Raw genomic sequence first — 23,173 nt, forward strand, 5'->3', positions numbered from 1 at the left:
GTGAAACACGTTAGCGGCGATGGTAGTGTGGGGTCTCCCCATGTGAGAGTAGCACATCGCCAAGCTCCTATTTAGAATGAAGCCCACTCAAACGAGTGGGCTTTTTTCGTTGAAGCGGTTTTAAAAAACGACCTTTGGTGAAGCATCCCTGCGGGGGCTGCCAGCCACGCCCAGCAAGCTGGTCCAGCCGTTATGAACTACATCCATGTAGTTCACTTGCTTCGCAAGCAAGCTAAGCAGTTCAAACTGGTTCCAGACCAGTTTGTCGCTGAGCTCAGGTCGTTCACACGGCGCAAATGAAACTCTTCATTTGCTTTCTTCCGTGTTCACCCTTGGCGTGTCGTAAATCACTGACGAGGATACTTAATCCTCGCCCGGGCGTGAATTACCCAAAAGGGTGGCCCTTGTCGTCTATACCTTTAGCAAAAGTTAACAAGAAGCAGGGCTATTGCTCAATAAAGTTTATGAGTGTGTCTTTATCCAACGGTTTTGAGATCAAATAACCCTGTATAATATGGCAGCCTATGTCAGACAATATCGCTCGTTGTTTAACACTATCTACGCCTTCGGCAAGTACATTGAAGCCCATAGCGTTACAGATATCTACGATTGCTTTAAATAAGGCGAGAGCTTTAGTTGATTTCGTTAGCTCTCGGACGAAACTCATGTCTACTTTAATAGTGTCGACAGGCAGTTTTGTTAAATAGCTCAACGAGCTATAGCCAGTACCAAAGTCGTCGATAGATAAAGCAAAGCCTGCAGATTTGAGGGCTATCAGCACCTTTTTACAGTGTTCAAAGTCACTAATAAATGCACTTTCTGTAATTTCTAGCTCTATATCACTTGGCGCGATATCGTACTCGGCGAGGGCCGTAATAAAATCACTGACTAAATGCTCTCTTAAAAAGTCTTTTGCTGAGATATTAATCGAAACTCTTCCCTTAAACCCAGCGTTTCTTAAATTGGGTAAATCCTTCGCCACCTGATGTAAAACCACATCAGTAACAGTGCATATCAAAGATGTTTTTTCGGCTATTGGAATGAATTTCACAGGAGGGACAAGGTACCCTTCAGGATGACGCCATCTCACCAGTGCTTCAAGTCCGATAACGTCATTGGTATTGATCGGGACTTTAGGTTGATACCACACTTCGAGTTGATCACCACTTTTTAATGCACTATTGAGTTGGGACTCAATTTGAACTGCTTCGGTAAGAGATGCCGCCATTTCCTCACAGAAGAAGGTGTTTTTAGACAGGGGATCATCTTTAGCGTGATTGAGTGCTATATAGGCTCTTTCTAAAAGGTCGATAGGCGCTAAATCACCCGAATGGGTTTCAGCTATCCCGATAGAAGGGGTTAAATAAACTTCCCCTGTCGCAGTATTAAAAGGATGTGAGAATTGTTGGTGAACCCAGTCAGTCGCGCGGTGAATATCATTTGTTGACTCATAGTCGATCAGTGCTAATGCAAACTCATCACCGTGTAAGCGCACTAGTTTGTATTCGAACATGTCGAATTGCTCAAGGCGACGAGCAATCTCAAACAGAATTAGGTCTCCCGTGGCGTGACCGGTCGTGTCATTGATATTACTGAAGTTATCTAACTCAAGAATGCAAACGGCAGTTGGAGAATCACGACGTTGACCACCCCAGATACGTAGTTGCCTTAGCAAAGTCACCCTGAGAGGCAATTGGGTGACCTGATCCAGTTTTTCATGCAAACGGTTGACGATAATTTCGATTCGGTCATCGTGAGGAATAATTGTCACAGCTTGGTGACAAAGGGGGTTGATACCTCGACTATTTCGGGCCGTTGTTTCATCTAGTCTGCCTTCTTCACTAATCAAATATTCACATTCATCAGGGTAGATGACAGAGTCGGCTTGTAATTTTAGTAGGAATTTTGAAAGTTGTGCCCGTTTACATTCCAAATACCAAACGCCGGTTGAATCACTTTGCATATTCTCACCAAGTCTTGAGTGACGTTTAATTATTATTCTTGCGCTCTATTTACTATAACGGCTTTAGGGGTATTTAATAACGCCATTATCTAAATAGTCACTGTCTAGTTTATTTATAGACCAAAATGCAATCTTCATATTTATAGGCAGAATTAAAAGTTCAAAAAAATCTAAATTTATGTGATAAATAGACGGATTTTAGAGATTAGCTAACTTTGGCGGGTGCAAAATCACTAGAATTGAATTATATTGTAACATCTACTAAGTATAATAATTAAACACTGATATTTGATTGGAGTGGGTATGACGCTTTGCAACGGAAGCAAAAGTCGCAGTATTCTTGGGCTACTCTGGGTTGCTGTTACTTTCACTTCGTTTTTTTCTGCTCAAATCTTTGCTAAGACGGTTACTGCAAAAGGGGTCAGTGAGATTGATGGCGATAAGGTCGTCGCTGCTCGCAAGATAGCTCTCGAAGGAGCTAAACGCGCTGCTGTGGAGCAAGTCGTAGGCACTTATATAAGAGCTCGAACCGACGTTAATAACTTCATCCTCGCAAAAGACCAAATCTATTCAAGTACCGCAGGTCAAATTAACGAATACACCATTCAGACTGATGGCATAACGCCCGACGGCCTTTATGAAGTTGTGATCCTCGCAGACGTAAAAGTAGAGGATATGCTCTCTCAAGCTGCAGAAGTTCAATCTGCATTGGGGTGGGACAAAAAACCTCGTATTACCATTATCGCAAACAAACAATCAACCGACGCTAACGTGGCGTCGCAAGCAAAGAATATTCTCACTAAACAGCTAATTAAAGAAGGGTTCGATGTTTTTGATGAACAAGAGCCCATTTATGCAGGCTTTGTTGTCGATCTAACCACATCTTCAGCTTCTAAAGACGATAGTTTTCAAGGTATTAGTATCACCTCTAACGAACTCACAGTGGATTTGTCGGTAAGGCGCTTGGGTGATAATCAAGTGTTGGCGTCTGCTGTTGAAAGCGCGAATAAGCCTGGTGTGAATAGCAGCAAAATATTTACTCAATTGTCGGAAAAGCTGGTTAAAAAGAGTTGGCCAGATTTGAGAAAACAGCTGCTTTCTTTCTGGAAAAAAGAAAAGCTACAAGCACGTACCGTGCTGTTAGATGTAGACGGAATTGATAATTTAAAACAAGCAAAAGGGTTTATTTCTGCATTAAGTCAGCGATTTGCGGCCATTCAAAATATCGATATCTCTGAGATCGATAATGGTGTTGGTCGTTTCGTAGTGACTTACAAAGGATGGACCGAGCAACTCTATGAGGAACTGGTGGCGGGCCAATTAGGGCCGAATCTTACAGTGGATGTCACCGGTGTGAAAGGTAACAAAATCACCGCCACCAAGGTTTGAGGAATTAAGATGAAACGGTATGTGTTAGCGGCAGTAGTGGCTTCGACATTAATGGGATGTCAGTCAACCGGTAAAGGTCAGCGCGAGTTTGACGTCTCACAGCAATTAGCAAGCGCAGGCAATTACTCTGAGGCCATCGCTTACTTACAACAAGCTATCGCGAAAGAGCCCAACAACAAAGATTATTCGGCTCAGTTAGCAAGTTTGCGTACGAAAGCGTCAAATGCACTTGCAGACCAAGCTCAGGCGCTATTGTTGTCGGGAGATATTAGCGCCCCTAAACTTGACGAAGCTGATGAACTCATTGCAGAGGCATTACAATATACGCCAAACATGCCTCGTTTGAGCGAAGTTCAGACCAAGATTACGTCAACACGTGACACTTTGGTTGCACGGGTGAAAGACAAATACTCAGACGCGCTTGCTGCAATCGATCGCCAAGATTGGGTTAAAGCAAATGTAACGTTACAACAAGTACAAAAGCTATATCCAAACTTTGAAGGGGCGGTACCTCTAGCTTCACGAGTAAAAATTGAAGGTACGCGTGATTATTTACTACAGGCAAAGCAAGCCTTTGTTAATTACGAGTTTGATGAAGCTAAGGTATTAGCGCGCAAAACACTGATGCTCGACAGCAACAATGCCATTGCTAAGAAATTAGAAAAAGACGCAACGGCAAACAATACGTCGACGTTTTTCAAAAATCTTGCTGCCCAGTCAATGGATAATGCCAATTGGGAACGCGTGATTTTTGCATGCAATAAGGTTATGAAGTTCTCTGCTGGTGACCAAGATTGTGCAAATTGGAAAGTAGAAGCAACAGAGAAGCAAGTCGATAATATGGTGGTTGAAGCTACACGCCTGATGCAGGAAGGCTACATTGCTCGCGCTATCCAAATGACGATAACGATCGACGAGATGATGGGCGGCGCACTGACACCTAAAGCTGCAGCTCTTCGTTCTGCTGTTATTAGCAAAGCAACCATTCTGGCTGAAGACAATATCGACAAGCAGTATTACGGCGTTGCTTGGTATCTCTATGAATTAGTCGGTAAACTCGACCCTCTCATGGACGGCTTATTTGAAAAAAGTCGTGACGTTCAAGACAAAATCACTGAGCGTGTAAACAAATCAATTGCGGTATTCGACTTTAAGAGCCCATCTTACAACCAAGATGCAGGTGTTTTGGTTGCCAACAAACTTATCGCTAACTTGTTTAATAACGCGAGTAAAGACATCAACATTTTGGAACGTGAAAACCTGAAGTCAATCTTGGAAGAGATGAAGCTAGGGCAGATCGGTGTTGTATCTGAAGATACAGCGAAAGAAATGGGTCGCTTGTACGGCATTGATATCGCCATCATGGGTTCAGTATTGCTGTTTAAAGTTGATAAAACAGAATCAGAAAGTGCTGAAACCGTACGTTATGTTGTTGGCGAAGAGATCAAAGATAATATTGAGTATCTTAACTGGAAGGCGTTGAACCCAAACCCTTCTGATTCCGAGCGTAAAAATGCACCCACACCTAAGGTGATGAAGCCTGTATACGCAGAGAAAGAGTACACAGTGAAGAAAGCCAAAAAAGTGGGCTTTATCGAGATATCGTATCGCATTGTTAATGTATCAACGGGCGAAAATATCGACGTAGATACTATTCGCGAACGCTTGGTTAAAGAAGACACGGGTAATGATGGTGTAAAAGACGCAAACGTTACTTACGACCCATTGGAAATTGCTACCGATACAGAAATGCTGCAGTTAATGGCTGACCAAGTGGTAGAAGATCTATCTCGTAAAGTATTGCAGCCGCTACGTAATCGCGAAATCGATTACTTCGAGAAAGGCGAAGATTTATTGCTGAAGCGTAAAGAGCCTCTCCGCGCTATGGAAGAGTTTGTGAATGCGATGTTTGATGAAAAGATCAAATCAAACGTGAATTCACCTATTTCTTCGCAAATCGATAAGTACATTACACAGATCGTCGATACTTATCAGTTTAAAAATTAATTAAAAAAACGGACTTTTTGTTATGCGTGTAGTATTCGGCTTTCTTGCACTACTTCTTTTTAGTGCAAATGCGTTTAGTCAGGCCAAGATCAGTATTGCCCTGTTCAACCTGACTCCGAAGAGTATTGAAGCCATTGGTTTGGATGGTGATTTGCTTTTTACTATGCGTCAAGAAATGGAAAGGTCTAACGTTTTTCAATTACTTTCTAGACGAGAAATGGAAGATGGGCTCTATCGTATTGATGGAGCCCAAGTAGCTGACACCACATTGGTAGCCAAGTACGGTGGTGGTTTAGGGGTTAATTTCGTATTAACCGGTAATGTAGATTTAGTTAGAAGTACGATTGTTGTTGATTTCATTCTGGTTGATGTATTGCGCGGAGTGGAAGCGTCAGCGTGGCGAGAGTCGTTTCGTACCCAAGGCGAACTCGTATCTAGAGCGCCTGAAATAGCACAATCATTGGAGAGGCGCGTACTCGAGGCTTCACAGGCGCAACAAAACATGAGTGTCGAAACAATTTTATTGACGTTCGATGCTGAAAATACTGACACAGGGGTAGATATTCGTTGGGAAACTGTCGACTTAGGCCCTGTGTTTTTCTATAACTTGTTTCGCAGTGAAAGTCAGACGGGCCCTTTTGAATTTGTTACTAGTGTAACTGACCCATTTTATACCGATGCCGGTGTCAACAAGTCAGGAACTTACTACTATCGCTTAGATGTAGTGCTAGAAAGTGGCGATGAAGTGAAAGGAAGCAAATTGGCGGAAGTTGTAGTTTCAGCGATGCAATCTAGCCGTGATATTTCACCTCCCTCAATTTTAAAGTCTAAAGCGTTTGTCAGTGGGGTCGAAATTGGTTTTGTTCCAGCCATTGCTAATAAAGAGAAACCGATTGGTTATCAGGTTTATTTTCGAGAGAAAAATCAGCGCTGGCAAAAAGCGGCTTATGTCAACGAAGTCGGGAAAATCGACTATACGGTTCGTGTGAACCAAAACCTGAAACCCGATACTGAATACGAGTTCGGTGTAACAACTGTTGTGGCGGGGGATAAAGAAAGTCCTGTATCTTCACCTGTAACGATAAAAACAGCGCCCTCTTTGTCAGTTAGTGTTGATGACGCCATTGAAACTCGTAAAGTCCAACTGTCTTGGCAGCCAGTTATTAATGAAGTTGGTGTCAGGATTTACCGGCGAGAAGCCGGCGTTCAAGAATGGTCGAGAATTGCTCAACTCGAACCTCAGCATTATGGACAATACATTGACAAAAATGGACTCGAAGACGGGAAAACATATGAGTACACAGTGACTCTGTATGACCAAGCTTCAGAAAGTCCGCAATCTAACGTTGTTACCAAAGCAACGAAAAAACTACCCGCCCCTCAAAATCTGGCCGTATCCACAGGCGTAAAATCTCTCACTGTTACATGGGACAAAGTTGATGACCCAGATGTTGTTGGCTATACGGTTTATCGTGTAGAAGGTGACATTACTCAAAGTACATTGTTGGATGAATTGACGACTGTAGCTGGGGCAAATACAACACAGTTAGTTGATGGCAAGGCAAGCTTGGCGCCTCTCAAGGATGGCACTAAATATAATTATCTTGTTGTTGCTAAAAATGAGTTTGGGGGCGTGGGCGAGGTTAGCCAAACCCGTTCTGCGGTAACCAAACCCAGACCGAATCAAGCTGGTGTGGTTGCGCTTAGTGTGAGAGATAACGCGATCGTTATTGATTGGCCAGCATCTAGTGAGCCCGATATTGCCACTTATCACTTGTATCGCAAGTGGAATAACGATACATGGCAATTAGTGTCGTCACTGCCTTCCAACTCATTGCAATACGTTGACGTGAACCTTAAGCCTTATGCACAAACCCATTACCGTATAGTGGCAGAAGACAAAGATGGTCTGCAAAGCACGCCCTCTGAATCAGAGAGCATAGTTAGTCCACAAACCTTGGTATTGTCAGTTGCTGAAGAGAATATGCTGAGAAAGATCAGCCTGGCTTGGCCCGAATATCGTAATGTTGATGGGTATAAAATTTATTATCGCGTAGCTGGAACGACAAACTGGAAATTAGTTAAGACGTTCAAAAAAGCATCCACAACCTATTTCATGCACGACGATAAGCGAGAGCTTCTCGATGGCACAAGCTATGAATACGCCATGACAGCCATAGATGGCAACAACGAAACGCCGATGTCTAATGTGGTAACTGCGAAAACCATGCCCGCACCAGACGCTCCCACCGCTTTTAACGTTGAAAGTGACCAAGTAAAGCAAGTGCTACTAACGTGGGAACCCGTGAATAATGCGGCAGTAATCGGGTATAAGATTTATCGTTATTCTGGTAATAAAAGAGAGCTTATCGACACAATCAAAGGGCAATCGGTTAATCGCTATCTAGATGAAGGTGATTTTTTTGAAAAGCTAAAAGATGGCGTGACTTATCAATACCAAATTAGTGCAGTCAATCAATATGATGCAGAAGGCTCTTTGTCAGATATTGTTGAGGCGCAAACAAAACCTGTTCCTGAGCCGGTAGGCGGGCTACAATTAGCAGATACGGCGCCTTCTATTACACTCGATTGGCAGCCGTCACCCGAAGACGATATCGACTATTACCAAATTTATCGAGGAACGAGTTGCCCGGCGACAAGAAAAGTTGCAAAGAGTGGGTCTACTCGCTTTATTGATAGTGATGTGACTAGCGGAAAAACCTACTGTTACAAAGTTTCTGCTGTTGACTTAGATGAATTAGAAGGGCGTTTATCTTCCGGTGTCGAAATTACTACTTCTCTCCTAAACCAAGAACCTCAATTATGAAATTAAATCGAATTTATCAATTAACTGGCGCTTTTATCCTCATTTTTTTCTCTATCGCCGGTTCAGCCAATGAGCTTGGTAGCATTAAAAAAGCGACTCAGTCTCAAGAGTACGACGCGTTACGAGAAAAATATCTGCAATGTGTTACGAGCCGAGGGCTCGACTACATGCGTGTTAACAGTATTGATTCAGCTATTGCGCATGCGCCTATTGCGTGTAAGCGTGAGTTGTTAAGTATTCGCCAGTTTTTATTGGCCGGAGCGTTTAAAGTAGACGTTATCGACCAGCTTGTTATGTCTGTAGAACAAGGCGCAGAAATCGACTTAGTGAATGCGGTTTACAATCAAGTTTTGACTGAAAAGGGCATCAAACGATGATCAAACGCACATTTATGATGGCCGCGTTAGCGATGGCGGCTTCCTCCGCGTTAGCAGAGCCTGGCCTAGTAAAAGTGACGGGCTTTGGCACTATTAACCCCGCGATGGCTGCAACAGATGCGCAAGCGAAAATGTTAGCGAAACGCGCAGCTCAGCTTGACGCACAGCGACAATTATCAGAGCAGGTGAAAGGTCTTGAGATCCGAGCAGGTTCTACAGTCGAAGATTACGAAGTAAAAAGCGATATTATTGCGACACGGGTAAAAACGTGGTTGAAGGGCGGCTTTGTCATAGAGCAAAAAGTGGAAGAAAGCGAAGGAACTTGGGTTGCTGAAGTGGTGATGGGAATTTGTATTACGAACGAGTCAGCCATTTGCAAAAACCAAGAAAGCTTAAAGGCGATCGCAGATGCGGCTTCTCACTAGCGTATTAGCTCTCTGTGTTGTCAGCTCGGTTAGCTTAGCTCAGAGTTTTGATGATTTTGACGAAATCGGCGCCGACATCGACAAGGAGTTTGAAGCACAAACTCAACGTATTGATGATATCTACAACGCTGTAGATGAAGCAATCGACAGAGCGTATAAAGGATTAACCAAAAAGATTGAAGTAAAGTGGCCTGATGGTGCTTTACCAGAGCGCCACAAGTGGGTGACTTACAATAACACAATGACAAGCCGAGCCATTGCAGACTATGAAACCGGCGAGCTCGTTATCGAAACGATTATCGAAGACAAAGATAACGCCGCCGACAAAGTGCAAGAACTTGTCGATATGAGTAAGGACATACTTACCTCCTCGACCAATGAACTAGACGCTAAAGATGTATTGGCAAAGACAATTGATGAAGAAGTCAGTAAAGTCGTTGATACACCTTTAGACAAGCCTAAAAAGAAGCTCAATCAACAGGCCGAGTTAGAGCAACTCGTTGAGCCCGTAACAGAAGTTAAAATTCAAGCCTTACAAGCGGCGGTAAAACAGTTACCAAAGCAAATAGCGGCTACGCCTGAAGATATCAAATCAGTGATTGAGCAAGTTGATGCTGTCACGCTACCGCCTACTACCGACACTCAGGTTGTACAACCGAAAGCACAACAAGCAGTGGCTGAAGAAGAGCAGCCTATTGCTCAGCAAGATAAGCCCGAACCTCAGAACAACGTTGAGCAAGTGGCTGAAACGTCCGTAAAGCCTACTCAAACAGATAAACAAGCAGTTACTCACTCTGATGATGCGGCCAACGTTGTTGCTAAAACGACAGGCGGCAAACAGGTAAAAGCGCTCGAAAAAGCCGATTCGTTAAAAGAACCTGAAAAGAACGTTATGCCAGTGCTTGATGTGGTAGAAGAGGATGGCGTCACAAAATTACAGCTACGCATAGCCTTTGTGAATAACTATCAAGAAAAGCTGGTGAGCCAGTATTTTGATGAAATTAAAAGCTATGCGAATAAATACGATGTTCCCGTATCTGTAATTATGGCCATCATCGAAACGGAATCGAGTTATAACCCGAGAGCTGTTTCGCCAATTCCAGCATTCGGATTAATGCAACTTGTCCCTAAGACTGCGGGCTTAGATGCGCATTTATTTGTCTATGGTGAGAAAAAAGTAGTCTCGGCAGATTATTTGTTTAATGAAGAAAATAATTTGCGTTTGGGCTCAGCGTATTTTCATCTTTTGACTCACCGTTATCTAAGAAAGATAAAAGATCCAGAAGCGCGTTTCTACTGTGCAGTAGCTAGCTATAATACAGGGGTGGGTAATCTAGCCCGTACCTTTACGGGGAAGAAGAGTATTAACGGTGCGGTCGCAAAGATTAATCAACTCGATAGCCAAGCCGTTTATGATTATCTGCTTGCGAACCTCCCCGCCGATGAAACCAAAAATTATCTGCGTAAAGTAGTAAAGCGCATGCAGAAGTATAAGCAATTCGACGCTTAAGGCGTTGACGAAATGTGGAAGGACCGCTCATGAGAAGCCGATTTTTTTGCTCGTTGATAGTGGCCGCACTGTGCGGCTCTGTTAGCGCAGAGGAAGTGATAAAAAATAAACCGAATGGAGCCATGAACTGGTCAAAAGGAACGGTTTCAGCAATTGGCTATGGTGTACCACCTGATGATGTTCCTGCGGTAAAAAGACGATTGTTAGCTCGTCGTGCGGCTCAGTTAGACGCGTACCGAAACCTCGCCGAAATGGTGAATGGCGTTAGAGTGACGTCGGAAACGATTGTTCAGGAGATGGTCACGCAAAGTGACGCCGTTAAAACCACACTGGAAGCGATGATCAAAGGCGCTTCGATGACGGAAGATCACTATCAAAACGACGTTGCCACAGTAACACTTACAATGTCATTAGACGGTGGTTTTATCAAAATGGTTGCGCCTCATGCTGCGCAAGAGGGTCAATCGGCCAATCGTTCTTTTTCTGAAAAGGCGGGTGACTGGGTATTGGCCAATATGCCGTCATTAGATTTCTCTGCTATTTCAATTTTTCCTCAGGCGATGGCGAGTGAAAACACGGAAATGCTCTTTATTACCAGCACGGAACAATTAGAGTTGGTTAAGCAGCTATCCTCTATGCTCAAAGACCACCCTAAAGAACAAGTATTATCGACACTGCAAAAGCAAATTGAGTTTTACGAAAGCAACAGTCAATTTACCGGGGTATTGATAGATGCGAGTGCAGTAACGCAATTTGAACTTGCCACAATCCCCCGTATAAGAGATACCAAAGGGAATATTATTTACCCGTCTGAGCAAGTGCTGATGGACGGTGAACTAGACCGACGTCCGGTGTCTTATGACTTTGATGTTGCTGATGCAATCCGTAACCAGCGCATTGCTGTTAAGCCGTATGTGGTGAAAGCGTCGGGGATCTATAAATCACGTATGTCTGATTTAGTCATTGATGATGAGTCGGCTAATTTACTTAAATCTCAACAAACTTTGCTTTCAGCACTTGGTAATGCGGGTGTAATGATTGTGGTGGCAATGTGATTCGGAAACTAAGTGTTATCACACTGCTTTTTTTTTCAATAGTTTCAGGTGTTTGTGCCGAGCAAGCGCAGCCAAGAGAGCCGAAAAGTGCTCGTGAGGCTGTGATTGTTGGGCAAAAACTCAAAGAGTCAGGTGACTTCTCACTAGCCATAGATTATTTGAGTAACGCGACAGTACTGTTTCCTAATAGTGACCCGCTTTTCGCGCTGTATGGCGAAGCGCTATACGAAAACAACCAAATGGTTGAAGCTGAAATTGCGTTTCGAAAGGCGCTAGAAATCAACAGCAACAACACGATTGCGGTGCGAAAAATACAAGCGATTCGGTCAATCTCAAACGTCATGGTGAGTGAAGAGCAGCAGTTTTTTCAAGAGCTGACTTTTGACAAATTGTTTGACCTTATCGCGATGGCGATGGCCTTTGCGCTTGGCACGGTAATGTCTAAATACATTAAGCGTATTGCCGACTGGCGCTTTATGCGACGCAGCCGTCGACTCTTTTTGAAAGGCGATTACGACGACTTTGTAGATTTAATCGAAATTCAACTATCAACCAACGAACTTCGTCCGTTGCGCCATAGTATAGAGTTTATGTTATTGCATATGTCTCGCGATGAGATAATGTCTATGCTTAATCGTTATGTAAATACTGAAGAACATTTGCAAACGCTAACGCGAATGGTGAGGCTAAGCGATGAAAATCAGAAGCCTGCTTAACGTCGCTATTTGTAGTTTTTTGGTGAGCTGTGCAAATACACCTCCGGCGCAAACACCACAGCAAGCGCTTGTTGCATTAACGTCTTCACACCCTTTACCTATTGCGGCAATAAAACAGCAATTAGCGCACCCGACTATCTTGCAAGACACTGATGCACAGTGGCAGGGATGGTGGGTGCTTTGCCAACACGATATTGCGGTTCAACGAGATAGTGTGAGTTGTGAACAAGCGCTAGATATAGCCATTACTTCAAACGACTCCGATAAGCTCTCGTTTGCGTTGTTAGCTAACTATTACGCGACTGGTAATGAGAAGTTTAAATATAAAGCTAAACAGGTTGGCCAACTGCACTTTAAAAATCTATTAGAAGTGATAGACCATCCCACATTAGCGAGTTGCTTCGACCCTACAGTAGAAGATGTGTTTCGGGCCATGCTTTGTTACCAAGTTGGAAAAGAGGCGCATCATAAAAAAGCGATGCAACAAGCTCTAACGTTATTTACTTTGTTTGATGCGAAGCAGAAGATGGCTGATAGTTTGTTTGTGCTAGCAAAAATTGAATACAGCCAAGGTAATACGGCGAAAGCGATCGAATATGCCGCCCAAAGCGCATTAATACTCACACAGGAAAAGCAATATCGACAAGCGGAGTTTGTGCGTCAATGGCGAACGGAGTTGCTGTTGTGATCGGGAGAGTCGGCAGTAAGTTTCGACGTAGTATTGCGGTTTACTGGGGAATAATTGGTTGGCTGGGCATGGCGCTCATCAACAGTACTCAATTGCTCAAACCCAGACGCCGAAGGATATTTTGGTTGTTGTTCAAGCGTCAGCTATACAATGCCGGCCTAAAAGCAGCATCAATTAATACTATTATCGCGGTATTGTTGGGGTGGTTTGTGATGTCGAAAGCGTATTCGCTTATTCCGCCCAATGCTCAGTTTATTGATTACTATGCGCAGTTTTTTACGATCGCTGTAATTCGTGAAGTGGGACCAATTATATCTGGCATTATTCTTATTGCGCGGTCTGCAAGTGCTGTAACAGCAGAGGTGGGGCATATGCAGCTCTATCGCCAATTTGATGCATTAACTGCGATGAATATGAGTCCTGCCCTTGTTTTTTTGTTACCCGTATTTTTCGCGTTTCCGTTATCACTCTTGTTGATGTTTTTCTATTTTAATGTGGTGTGCATTTTAGCGTCGTACAGCTTTATTGCCTTGTTCCATGGCGGCGGTATTACCCTTGTGGCGTTTGTTCATGCCATCCTCGCTCAGGTTACCTCTCTTGAATTAACGGTGTCAGTGACCAAGGCGCTTATTGGTGGAGGCCTTATTGGTTTAACTAGTTTGTATTTTGGTTATCAAGTCGGAGACAGATTTACCGATATTTCTCGTGCTATATCTAGCTCAAACACCACACAGCTATTCAGCTTTTTTGTCATCAATATTGGTTTGTCTTATTTGGTGTACTTATGAGTTTGCTGACCCTCCAAAACATCAGTTTAGTGTTTGACGAAAACTGGGTGTTTAGTCAATTAAACCTAGCGTTGTTAGAGCGGGAAACGGTATGTATTTCTACTGGGGTATTAGATGGGGGAAGTAGCTTACTCAAAGTAGCATCAGGGCTGTATACGCCGACAGGCGGCAGTGTATTGGTGAATAACCGCCCACTCGTTGAGTTTTCTGAGCAGGAACGATTTCAAAGTACCTGTTTGTGCTTTGAAGAAGGCGGATTATTGAGTATCTTTACAAACTACAACAATATCGCGTTTCCAATGCTCTATCATACGCATTTAGACAGTGATGAAATAGCGGCTAGAATTACAGACTTGGCAGAAAAGCTAGGCATAGTAGATTTATTACCCTTAGAGCCTCATCAGTTGAATGACGTGCAAACCCGCTTAATGAATTTGTTGAGGGGGTTGGTTTTCAGGCCTAAAGTATTGCTATTAGATGAAGTGCAAAGTGGTATGTCGCTAACGATGCGAGAAAATATGCTACGGGTATTGTTTAACGAGCAAGAAGTACATGGATTCGGTATTCTGATGACGGTAACTGCTGGAGATGAAACCCAGTTTGCGTCACGAATTTTAGGGATCACAAATGGACGATTGGAGTTAATAGCATGAGTTTTGCGCCTCCCAAATCTCTGTCAACCAAAGGGCAAGATCGTCTTTTAGGGACTTTTGTACTTTTAGCATTGTCGTTGGTGGTCTATTTAGTTTTTCAAAATGCCGCTGTTGAGCATCAACGCTGGATACAATTTTCTTCGTCTTTATCTTCCTCATATGGCCTGAATACAGGTGCGCCAATTAAGTTAAACGGGGTGTCAGTGGGTAAGGTAGACACCGTTACTCTGGATCAATCAGGTGCCGTTGCGTTAACTGTGCTGATGGACCGTAACTACCGCTCCCTTTATCGCGATGGTAGCGTGATTAAAGTTGATTCAACCCTAGGGCTAGACAGTGTACTTAGTGGAGTGGGGCTGATCTTTATTTCAGGCCACGGAGATGTATTAGAAGAGGGCGCGGTGTTAGTTACACAAGAGCCTCGGTCTCTCGATGATTTAATACAAGAATGGGATATCGAAGCCTTATCTACTAAGGTTGGAGATATTCTTGTTAGCTTGGATGGTATCGTTTCTTCAGTGAATGACAATCAAGATAATTTAAGTCAAAGCTTGGAGAATGTCGCCGAGATGACCTCGGTGATGGCTGAAACCAGTAAGCAACTACCCGCTGTACTGTCGCAATTGCAAAATACATTAGCAACGATGGAATCGACTATGAGCAATAGTCAGGGGTTATTGCAAAACAATCTGGTTGCCTTTGAAGATGTCGCAAAGCAGTCGGGTAGCCTAATGACCACACTGAATACTATTGCCACACAAGTAGAGCCGACCACCAGAGATTTGCCGCAAACGCAGGCATTGCTGGATAACTTGTTGTGGCAGGTCGACGGATTAACCAAACAATTGCGCCAGCACTGGTTATTGCAATCAGATGGGGCCGCACCGCCAACTCAACATATTACGATACCGAACAATGCGTTGTTTCCTCCCGATGCGAGCTTGTATCAGGACGAAGATGAAACATCGTCGGCACAAGGAGAGAAGTCACCATGAAACGCCACTTTAACTGGAGCATTGCGTGTGTAGTGTTGCTCATATTCACGCTAGCGGGTTGTGCGGTAAGCACCAAAGATACCGTATTGATCAGCAACCCACTGAGCCGTGCAACTGGTGAAGTGGATGACGGCACCGCTGAGGGGCGGCTGAATCAGTATGATATTCCTGAAAGCATCGCGATATTGCCTTTTACTAACGACACCGAAGAAGAAGTTGCAGGGCAGTTGTTACGGCAGGTGATTAACAGTCAGCTGTCGGGCATGAATTTCCGTTCGATGCATCCAGCTGAAGTGGATCGCAAGTTGCCCGAGGGTGGCCCTATTGATTATACACAGATGGCGTCTTATCTCGGTGTTGATGCGGTTTTGGTTGGTGAAGTTGTGACCTTTGAGCGCTTTTTTGCAGGTATTTATGCCCAAATTCGCTTGGGTGTTGAACTGAAACTTTACAATACTCAGGGCGAAGTTATCTGGACGGGCGAACACGACGTGTTCCAAAGTGCGGGTGGTATTTCTACGTCTGCATGGGGGCTGTTATTAAATGCGGCTGTCGCAGCAATGCATTTGGATGATGATAACTTACTGGCTGCTGCCGACGAGTTGGGCCGAAAGATAGCGCGAGACTTCCCTCAGCCTGAAAGCTACGCCACTAAACAAGGGCCTGAAATTGAATCTGTATTACATGATCAAGGTAACCAATGGTTGCACTATGGTGATGTGATCAAAGTTGGGGTAAAAGGCGAGCCAGATCTTATTGCGAGTATTCAGTTAGGTCAGTTGGTAAAACAAGACTTAAAAGAAGTGGAGCCTGGTGTTTACATGGGCGAAATTGTGGTTGACCCGAGCTGGAATGAAACACGAGTTCCTGTTTCTGGGATATTGCAAGATGATAGCGGAAATACCACGCGTTTACTGAGTATTGCGGGTCTGATTAACTTTGACAATGTTGTTCCATCTTCGGTTGAAGCGCTGACAGGGAGTTTGACAAAAGACACGTTAAAACTGTCTTGGCAGTCTGATGATTTGAGCAGTCACTATCGCGTATACGGGATGATTGATGGCGCGAAGACCTTGGTTAAAGAAACATCTGAAACCTTTATCAACGTGGTTACCGAGGCGGTGTTATTTGATGTGTATTACTTCGAAGTTGTTGCGGTAGACCGAGCAAGTAATGAAAGTGAGCCTCGCACGGTGTCGTTAACCGCGTACCCGAGAGAGGTTGGGAAACAACATTATTTGAGTGGTCCAATTCAAGGCCAGTATGATGGTATCTACACGCTAATTAAACAATTTAGCCCTTATCAAATAAATGGCCCAGTGACGTTCTCGCAAAGTAGTGAAGTGTATATTGAGCCCGGCGTCGAGTTACAGTTCGGGCCAGACGCGACCATCACACTACAAGGTGCTACTTATTTATGGGGTGATAATCAGAAAATAAGCCTAGTTCCACTAGAAGGGGTAGAACGAAAGCTGCCGTATTTGATTATTGATAGCCAAAAGGCCGTACATTTAAATGGGGTACGCATGGTTGAAGCCGGTGTTGGAGTGGAAGTGAAGCAAGGCGCACCTTTACTCGACCTTGTTGAGTTTGTTAGCACTAGATTTACCGCATTGAACGTCAAAGGCGAAGCCAATGTTACAGTACGCCATTGTTTAATTGATGGCAGCAATACTTCTGCGGTGGTTGTTAGTGATTATGCCAAACTGAAAATGAATAGTTGTACTATTCGCAATAACTTCCCATTCCATATTCAAAATGCTTCTAGTTATGAGGTTGATGCCACCGACAATGAGTGGGCGCCAGCGCCATCAGCACGCACCATACTAGGAAAGGTTAAGGTGAAATAATGAAAAAGCTAACAATAATACTGGCGCTATTAAGTGGTAGTGTTGTGGCGCAACCTAATGCGCACTATAGAGAGCTCACGACTTCCGGCGCGACGATAGATTGGACAACTGCCAAAGTGTCGGCTGAGGGCTACGGTGCCGCGCCGCCAGGTAAAAATACCAAAGTAGGCCCGCTTCTGGCTTGTCGCGCCGCGGTGGTTGACGCCCAGAGAAATTTACTCGAAGCGACCCAAGGCGTACGTGTAACGGCTACAACAGTAGTCGACAACTTTATTTTGAAAAGTGATGAAGTAAAAAGCACGGTAGACGGCTTAATTAAAAATGCGCGTCTTATTGAGCGCAAACCAGACAACACTGGTGGCTGTAAGGTGGTAATGGAGGTCAGCGTAGCGGGCAAGGCATCGAGTGCGATTTATCAGCAGATTTATGGTGAAGAAACCTCGTGGAACTGGGTAAATACTTCGCTGCAGTGGTTAGGTGAACAAGTCGTGCCTAAAGCGCATGCGCAAGAGGACATCGAGACCTTACCCGCTCCTTGGGTTGAGTCATTCGAGTCGTTAAGTAAAAGACTCGCAGTACTTGAAAGCAAATTGTCTGACGCACAATTGAGCCAAGCGGTCACGCCTAGTAAAACCTTGGGGCCCACCGGTATTGTCGTTGACGCTAGGGGGAGTAATTTCATTCCTTCATTAAGCCCGAAAATTAGAAAGCTGAGAGGCGGTGTTGTTTATCCTGATAGCTCAGCAGCGACCAGTGCGCGTTTACTCGAGAGAGGGCAGTTGGTGTCACTGTTCGCACGCGACGTTGATTTTGCTATTCAACACCCCGCTGTGGGAAGCCGCCCCTTGTTGGTGAAAGCCCTGCGGACATACGGTGATACTCGCACTGAAATTGTTCTTTCCGAAGAGTTTGCCGACAGAATTGCAGAGTTGGGCGACAGCGATTTCTTTGATGAGGCAGGTGTGATCATCGTACTGGATTAATTTTAGTAGCCGCACCCAACTAACGTGGGTTGGGTGCGCTTTGTATTGGAATACGGTAATATTCACCCGTCATTTCACAACGTTTTGAATGCATGTCTGCGCCACGTCGTTTATCTTCGAGTCCTTCTACTCCTTTACTTTTCTTTCAGCTAACAACCTTTATCGCCCCTTGGCTGATAGTGATGTGGTTAACAAAAAGTGGCGATGTCACCGTTGTTGCTAAATACAGTTATCTATTGGCGTTAATCTCGCCGCTGTGCTTGTTGCTGGCCAGCCCCAGTCGAAACTATATGCTTAGCGATACCAGCATGAGTGTTGAGGCACGTCTTGGTATGCGGTACTGGCTCATAATGCTCGGGTTTTTATTTGCTGGGGTACTTGCATGGGCGACGGGAGATGTTTTACTGGCGTTCGCTTTGTATGCGATGAAGGTGGTGGAGTTTTTATATGATTTTCGGCTGGTGGATGGCATTAACAGTCAATCACGGCGAGCACTCATCAAAACGGTAGTGGGCAAAATTTCAATTGTCGTTCTTGCTGTGGCTATCGCACTCATTACCGACTCAATTGTGCTGACGTTACTAACCTTAGCCCTTGGTTTTTTTGTCAATGCAACATGGGGTAGGGCTCGTCAATTTGTATTTCCTGCCAACAAAGTGGGGCTACTCATCACCATAATTCCTTTGTCGCTGACATCTTTGGTGTATTCACTGTATTTTAATGTGCCTCGATATATTTTGGGTAATCAACAAGCAGATGGTTTGTTGGCTATCTTTACCGTCACCAGCTTTCTACTCATGATTTGTTTAATGATGCATAACGCATTTTGCCAAGCGAAGCTGAGTCAATGGACGCAAGCCTTTAACAATAGCGAGTTTGCAGCCTTGAAGCACAGTGTGCTTTGCACCTTTGTTAAAGTCATCCTTCTCTATGCGGCGCTACAGCTTTTCCATTTGCCATTGTTAGCAGAGTGGTTTTGGCATTTGCATAATAACCTTCAACAACAGCATCCTGAATACTGGCGCTTTTATCATGCCGTACTGTTTTTGGCGTGGGGGCAGTTATTGTTTTCGTTTGCCAATTACTTATTAATCGTTATTCAGCGACACCGCTTTTTACTTTTGTTAAGTGCAATGAATACAGCCGTTACGTTTGCTGCAGGGGCTTATTGTTTTTCTTTTTGGGGGGCGTTAGGTATTTTATGGTGTGTCAGTCTCAGTGGTATTGTGCAAATAACAGTGTGCGGCATCTTGTTTGCGATGACCGCGAGGTCAAATTAGGTCATAAATCTGGCAAAGTCGGGGTTTTATGGCGTAAAGACTTGCATTTCACCTGAAATCGCTCTGAAATGCTTTCATTATAGAAAATGGACAGCCTAGTCAAAATCTCTTCATGCCTGAATTAGCGACAAAGCACACTTTTGGTTTACCCGCGCGTTGTAAAAAGCTGGTGGCCTTCTCATCTGTTGATATGTTCTTAGATGCCTTTGACATCAACCAACCCTATTGGATCCTTGGTGGCGGTAGTAATACGCTGTTTTTAGAAGATTACGACGGCACTGTATTTATCAATCAACTTCGAGGTATAGAACACACAACGTGTGAACAAGGCCACATATTGCACGTTGCTGCAGGCGAAAATTGGCATGACTTCGTGAGTTATTGTCTCGCCCAAGGGTGGTATGGCTTAGAAAACCTTGCGTTAATACCAGGTTCAGTCGGTGCTGCGCCTATTCAGAATATCGGCGCGTACGGTTTGGAAGTGGGCGAGTATATTTCGTCAGTACAAGGGATTTACCTCAACTCTGGAGAGCCTTTTCATCTGTCAGCAGAAGCCTGTGAATTTGGATACCGTGACAGTGTATTTAAGCACGCGCTGGCCGCAAAGGTACTGATAACGAGTGTTGAGTTTTTGCTGCCATACCATGCGCCATTGCGTGTTGAGTATGGTGAGTTAAAAGCGCTAGATTCGCCTACGCCACACACTATTTACGATACCGTCATTGCGGTGCGTCAGAAAAAACTCCCCGACCCAACAAAAATAGGTAATGCGGGGAGTTTTTTCAAAAACCCCGTCATATCGACTGCTCATTACAACGCGCTTAAACAACAATATACCTCTATTCCGGGGTTTGTTGTGTCTGATAGTGAAGTAAAAGTCCCTGCCGCTTGGCTCATTGATCAGGCCGGCTTAAAAGGGAAACAAATTGGCGGTGTACAAAGTCATACCCAACAACCACTGGTGCTGATTAATAAAGACAATGCGACAGGGGATGATGTAGTAGCAATGGCATCTCACATTATCGATACGGTAAAAGCTCGTTACCACATCAAGCTTGAGCCTGAGGTGAGATTGGTGAAACAACACGGATTAATTACATTATGAAACCTGCTTCACTAAAAATCAGACAAGCCATGATGGCAACATTGGCTGATGGCCACTTTCACAGCGGTGAAGAATTTGCCGCGGAATTTGGCATCTCGCGCACAGCCGTGGCCGGCCATATTCGTCAGTTAACCACATGGGGTTTGGACGTATTCAAGGTGAAGGGTAAAGGCTATAAATTAAATCAGCCTATGGTGTTACTTAATGCTGAGAAGATTCAAACGATCATCGGAAGCGCACTTGTTGCCGACATTGAAGTCGCGCCGGTTCTTGAGTCAACCAATACCGAGTTAAAGCGTCGTTGTCTCAATAATGTTCCCGGAGAAACGCTATTAGCTGAAATTCAAACAGGGGGGCGTGGGCGACATGGTCGCGCATGGTTGGCGCCTGTTGGTTCAAGTCTGACCTTTTCTATGTATTGGCGGTTTGAAGATGGCTATCAAGGTATGGCTGGCCTTTCATTATTAGTGGGCATAGCGATTTGTCGAGCCCTGAAAAAATTTGATATTGATGACGCCCGCCTTAAGTGGCCGAATGATGTGTATTTGCGTGGGCGTAAACTTGCTGGAGTATTAATTGAGGTTGAAGGGCAAATTGGTGCTTCGGCTCACAGTATTATCGGTATTGGCTTAAATGTGCGTTTACCCGATGGCATGGATGACGTGGGGCAGCCGTGCAGCGACTTAAGTGAGTATTTACGTGATGATATAGACCGCAATCATATCGCGGCAGAGATTATTCGCACCCTATGGAGCATTATTCCTGAATTCCAAAACCAAGGGTTTGCGCCGTTTGTTGATGAATGGTGTGCGTTGGATTGGTTTGCCGACCGTACCGTTGTGATGCAAATGGGTGATAAGCGTATTAGTGGTATCGATCGTGGAATTGATACCAGTGGAGCATTATTAGTAGAAACTCAAGATGGTATTACGCGTTTTCATGGCGGTGAGGTGAGTTTACGTGCTACCTGATCAAATCTTGCTGGTGGATATTGGCAATACTTATATAAAATTTTGTCCCTTGGCGAATATCGAAGGGGATATTCAGGTAACTGATTCAATAAAAACCCTGATCGCTCATATCCAAACTGGTCAATTTAAAAAAATTTGGTTGGCAAGCGTCAGCCGTCAGGACCTAACCGAACAAATTATCACCACTTGTGCCTCGTTGAATATCAAATTTCAAGAAGCTCAGTCAGAGGCAAACGCCTTCGGTATCAAAAATAGTTATCAAGATGCACAAAAAATGGGCGTTGATCGATGGCTTGCTATGGTGGGAGCAAGCAAATTCACAAAAAAACCTTTCGCCGTTATTGATGCCGGTACGGCAATTACCTGTGATTTTGTTGCTGATGGTCAACATTTAGGCGGTTGGATTGCACCTGGCTTCGATACGATGAAAGCGGCTTTGGTGAAAAATACGACAAAAGTGTTTGCTGATCACAGTAAACCCACTCACCTTGAAGCAGGGCAGAGTACAGAAAGTTGTGTGGCAATGGGGTGCCTTGCTGCATTAAATGGGGTGGTTTTGGCCGCAAATCGCTTCTTAAGTGAACGGTTTGATGATTTTTGCATCATACAGTGCGGTGGAGATAAAAAAATGCTTGCATGCTTTGAGCAAGGTGTTAATCTTTGCGCCGCAAACGGGGTGTTGCTAGGCCTTGCCCGCTACGCGGAAAATGATTTGGGTGTTTGTTAAAAGCACTTGATTGATAAGAAATGACAAATCAACGAAAATTTTTCGAAAAAGGCTATTGCACTGAGCGAAACATTGCTCTAGAATGCGCACCCACTTGATGAGGAGCCGACTTAGCTCAGTTGGTAGAGCAACTGACTTGTAATCAGTAGGTCGCCAGTTCGATTCCGGCAGTCGGCACCATTCATCAATCTCTGGAGGGGTACCCAAGCGGTCAACGGGAGCAGACTGTAAATCTGCCGGCTCAGCCTTCGCAGGTTCGAATCCTGCCCCCTCCACCACTTTTTCCTTTATGAGGTGGCCTAGAGAATTAGGATTGCGGGCATCGTATAATGGCTATTACCTCAGCCTTCCAAGCTGATGATGCGGGTTCGATTCCCGCTGCCCGCTCCATGTACGTGCTGATATAGCTCAGTTGGTAGAGCGCACCCTTGGTAAGGGTGAGGTCGGCAGTTCAAATCTGCCTATCAGCACCATTTTCTCCCCAGCTCATTTAATTTAGTATTTTATAACTCAAGTAACTTTGCTGGGATAATAGAAATGGCAAAAGAAAAGTTTGAACGTACGAAACCCCATGTAAACGTGGGTACAATCGGCCACGTTGACCATGGTAAAACCACTCTGACTGCAGCAATCACTACTGTTCTTGCAAAGACTTACGGTGGTTCTGCTCAAGCATTCGATCAAATCGACAACGCTCCTGAAGAGCGTGAGCGTGGTATCACAATCGCGACTTCTCACGTAGAATACGACACTCCAACTCGCCACTACGCGCACGTTGACTGTCCTGGACACGCTGACTACGTTAAAAACATGATCACTGGTGCTGCTCAAATGGACGGCGCGATCTTGGTAGTTGCGGCAACT

At 44.5% G+C, this 23,173-nt stretch carries 20 protein-coding genes and 4 tRNA genes; 23 read left to right on the forward strand and 1 reads right to left on the reverse strand.

The genetic code is table 11. The annotated features are described in order from the left end of the window. Positions 1–445: 445 nt before the first annotated feature. Positions 446–1,963 (reverse strand): putative bifunctional diguanylate cyclase/phosphodiesterase, encoded by a 1,518-nt coding sequence (locus ACXAH6_RS19390; RefSeq protein ID WP_474879531.1) that lies wholly within the window; start codon positions 1,961–1,963, stop codon positions 446–448. A gap of 303 nt (positions 1,964–2,266) precedes the next feature. Between ACXAH6_RS19390 and ACXAH6_RS19395 the strand changes: the two genes are divergently transcribed. The 23 genes from ACXAH6_RS19395 to ACXAH6_RS19505 all read left to right on the forward strand — a co-directional run. Next, positions 2,267–3,352, forward strand: coding sequence for a hypothetical protein (locus tag ACXAH6_RS19395; protein WP_474879532.1), 1,086 nt, complete (start codon positions 2,267–2,269; stop codon positions 3,350–3,352). Positions 3,353–3,361: 9 nt separating this feature from the next. After that, positions 3,362–5,359: a CsgG/HfaB family protein gene (locus tag ACXAH6_RS19400; protein WP_474879534.1), complete on the forward strand. Its 1,998-nt coding sequence runs from the start codon at positions 3,362–3,364 to the stop codon at positions 5,357–5,359. 22 nt (positions 5,360–5,381) lie between these two features. After that, positions 5,382–8,186, forward strand: coding sequence for a hypothetical protein (locus tag ACXAH6_RS19405; protein ID WP_474879536.1), 2,805 nt, complete (start codon positions 5,382–5,384; stop codon positions 8,184–8,186). Continuing rightward, positions 8,183–8,563: a hypothetical protein gene (locus ACXAH6_RS19410; RefSeq protein ID WP_474879538.1), complete on the forward strand. Its 381-nt coding sequence runs from the start codon at positions 8,183–8,185 to the stop codon at positions 8,561–8,563. The genes ACXAH6_RS19405 and ACXAH6_RS19410 overlap by 4 nt, the downstream gene beginning before the upstream one ends. Next, positions 8,560–8,988 carry a hypothetical protein gene (locus ACXAH6_RS19415; RefSeq protein WP_474879540.1) on the forward strand — a complete coding sequence of 143 codons (429 nt, stop codon included), beginning with the start codon at positions 8,560–8,562 and terminating at the stop codon, positions 8,986–8,988. Before ACXAH6_RS19410 ends, ACXAH6_RS19415 begins: the two co-directional genes overlap by 4 nt. After that, the gene (locus tag ACXAH6_RS19420; protein ID WP_474879542.1) at positions 8,972–10,498 is read left to right on the forward strand and encodes a murein transglycosylase domain-containing protein; all 1,527 of its coding nucleotides are present in this window, start codon (positions 8,972–8,974) and stop codon (positions 10,496–10,498) included. The genes ACXAH6_RS19415 and ACXAH6_RS19420 overlap by 17 nt, the downstream gene beginning before the upstream one ends. Before the next feature lie 29 nt (positions 10,499–10,527). Further along, positions 10,528–11,553 carry an LPP20 family lipoprotein gene (locus ACXAH6_RS19425; RefSeq protein ID WP_474879543.1) on the forward strand — a complete coding sequence of 342 codons (1,026 nt, stop codon included), beginning with the start codon at positions 10,528–10,530 and terminating at the stop codon, positions 11,551–11,553. Then, entirely contained in the window at positions 11,550–12,269 is a 720-nt protein-coding gene (locus tag ACXAH6_RS19430; RefSeq protein ID WP_474879545.1) for a tetratricopeptide repeat protein, read from the forward strand. Before ACXAH6_RS19425 ends, ACXAH6_RS19430 begins: the two co-directional genes overlap by 4 nt. Continuing rightward, positions 12,247–12,957, forward strand: coding sequence for a hypothetical protein (locus tag ACXAH6_RS19435; RefSeq protein ID WP_474879547.1), 711 nt, complete (start codon positions 12,247–12,249; stop codon positions 12,955–12,957). Before ACXAH6_RS19430 ends, ACXAH6_RS19435 begins: the two co-directional genes overlap by 23 nt. Beyond that, positions 12,933–13,745 (forward strand): ABC transporter permease, encoded by an 813-nt coding sequence (locus ACXAH6_RS19440; protein WP_474879549.1) that lies wholly within the window; start codon positions 12,933–12,935, stop codon positions 13,743–13,745. Before ACXAH6_RS19435 ends, ACXAH6_RS19440 begins: the two co-directional genes overlap by 25 nt. Then, positions 13,742–14,398, forward strand: coding sequence for an ATP-binding cassette domain-containing protein (locus ACXAH6_RS19445; RefSeq protein WP_474879551.1), 657 nt, complete (start codon positions 13,742–13,744; stop codon positions 14,396–14,398). The genes ACXAH6_RS19440 and ACXAH6_RS19445 overlap by 4 nt, the downstream gene beginning before the upstream one ends. Then, positions 14,395–15,393 (forward strand): MlaD family protein, encoded by a 999-nt coding sequence (locus ACXAH6_RS19450; protein ID WP_474879553.1) that lies wholly within the window; start codon positions 14,395–14,397, stop codon positions 15,391–15,393. The genes ACXAH6_RS19445 and ACXAH6_RS19450 overlap by 4 nt, the downstream gene beginning before the upstream one ends. Beyond that, positions 15,390–17,243 carry a right-handed parallel beta-helix repeat-containing protein gene (locus ACXAH6_RS19455; protein ID WP_474879554.1) on the forward strand — a complete coding sequence of 618 codons (1,854 nt, stop codon included), beginning with the start codon at positions 15,390–15,392 and terminating at the stop codon, positions 17,241–17,243. Before ACXAH6_RS19450 ends, ACXAH6_RS19455 begins: the two co-directional genes overlap by 4 nt. After that, a complete protein-coding gene (locus tag ACXAH6_RS19460) occupies positions 17,243–18,226 on the forward strand; it encodes an LPP20 family lipoprotein (RefSeq protein ID WP_474879556.1) in 984 nt (327 codons plus the stop codon). The genes ACXAH6_RS19455 and ACXAH6_RS19460 overlap by 1 nt, the downstream gene beginning before the upstream one ends. 92 nt (positions 18,227–18,318) lie before the next feature. Continuing rightward, positions 18,319–19,506, forward strand: coding sequence for a polysaccharide biosynthesis protein (locus ACXAH6_RS19465; protein ID WP_474879557.1), 1,188 nt, complete (start codon positions 18,319–18,321; stop codon positions 19,504–19,506). 112 nt (positions 19,507–19,618) lie between these two features. Continuing rightward, positions 19,619–20,611: a UDP-N-acetylmuramate dehydrogenase gene (murB, locus tag ACXAH6_RS19470; protein ID WP_474879559.1), complete on the forward strand. Its 993-nt coding sequence runs from the start codon at positions 19,619–19,621 to the stop codon at positions 20,609–20,611. Further along, positions 20,608–21,582, forward strand: coding sequence for a bifunctional biotin--[acetyl-CoA-carboxylase] ligase/biotin operon repressor BirA (gene birA / locus ACXAH6_RS19475; RefSeq protein ID WP_474879560.1), 975 nt, complete (start codon positions 20,608–20,610; stop codon positions 21,580–21,582). Before murB ends, birA begins: the two co-directional genes overlap by 4 nt. Next, positions 21,572–22,309 carry a type III pantothenate kinase gene (locus ACXAH6_RS19480; RefSeq protein ID WP_474879562.1) on the forward strand — a complete coding sequence of 246 codons (738 nt, stop codon included), beginning with the start codon at positions 21,572–21,574 and terminating at the stop codon, positions 22,307–22,309. Before birA ends, ACXAH6_RS19480 begins: the two co-directional genes overlap by 11 nt. A 104-nt stretch (positions 22,310–22,413) precedes the next feature. Next, positions 22,414–22,489 (forward strand) — tRNA-Thr (locus ACXAH6_RS19485). 13 nt (positions 22,490–22,502) lie between these two features. Then, positions 22,503–22,587, forward strand: a tRNA-Tyr gene (locus ACXAH6_RS19490). A 37-nt stretch (positions 22,588–22,624) separates the two neighbouring features. Continuing rightward, positions 22,625–22,699: transfer RNA gene (locus tag ACXAH6_RS19495), tRNA-Gly, on the forward strand. Positions 22,700–22,706: 7 nt separating this feature from the next. Next, positions 22,707–22,782: transfer RNA gene (locus ACXAH6_RS19500), tRNA-Thr, on the forward strand. A 64-nt stretch (positions 22,783–22,846) separates the two neighbouring features. After that, on the forward strand, positions 22,847–23,173 hold a 327-nt coding region (locus ACXAH6_RS19505), incomplete at its 3' end, for a GTP-binding protein (RefSeq protein WP_474879564.1).

The sequence above is a fragment of the Alteromonas sp. ABE4_545 genome (assembly GCF_056161325.1).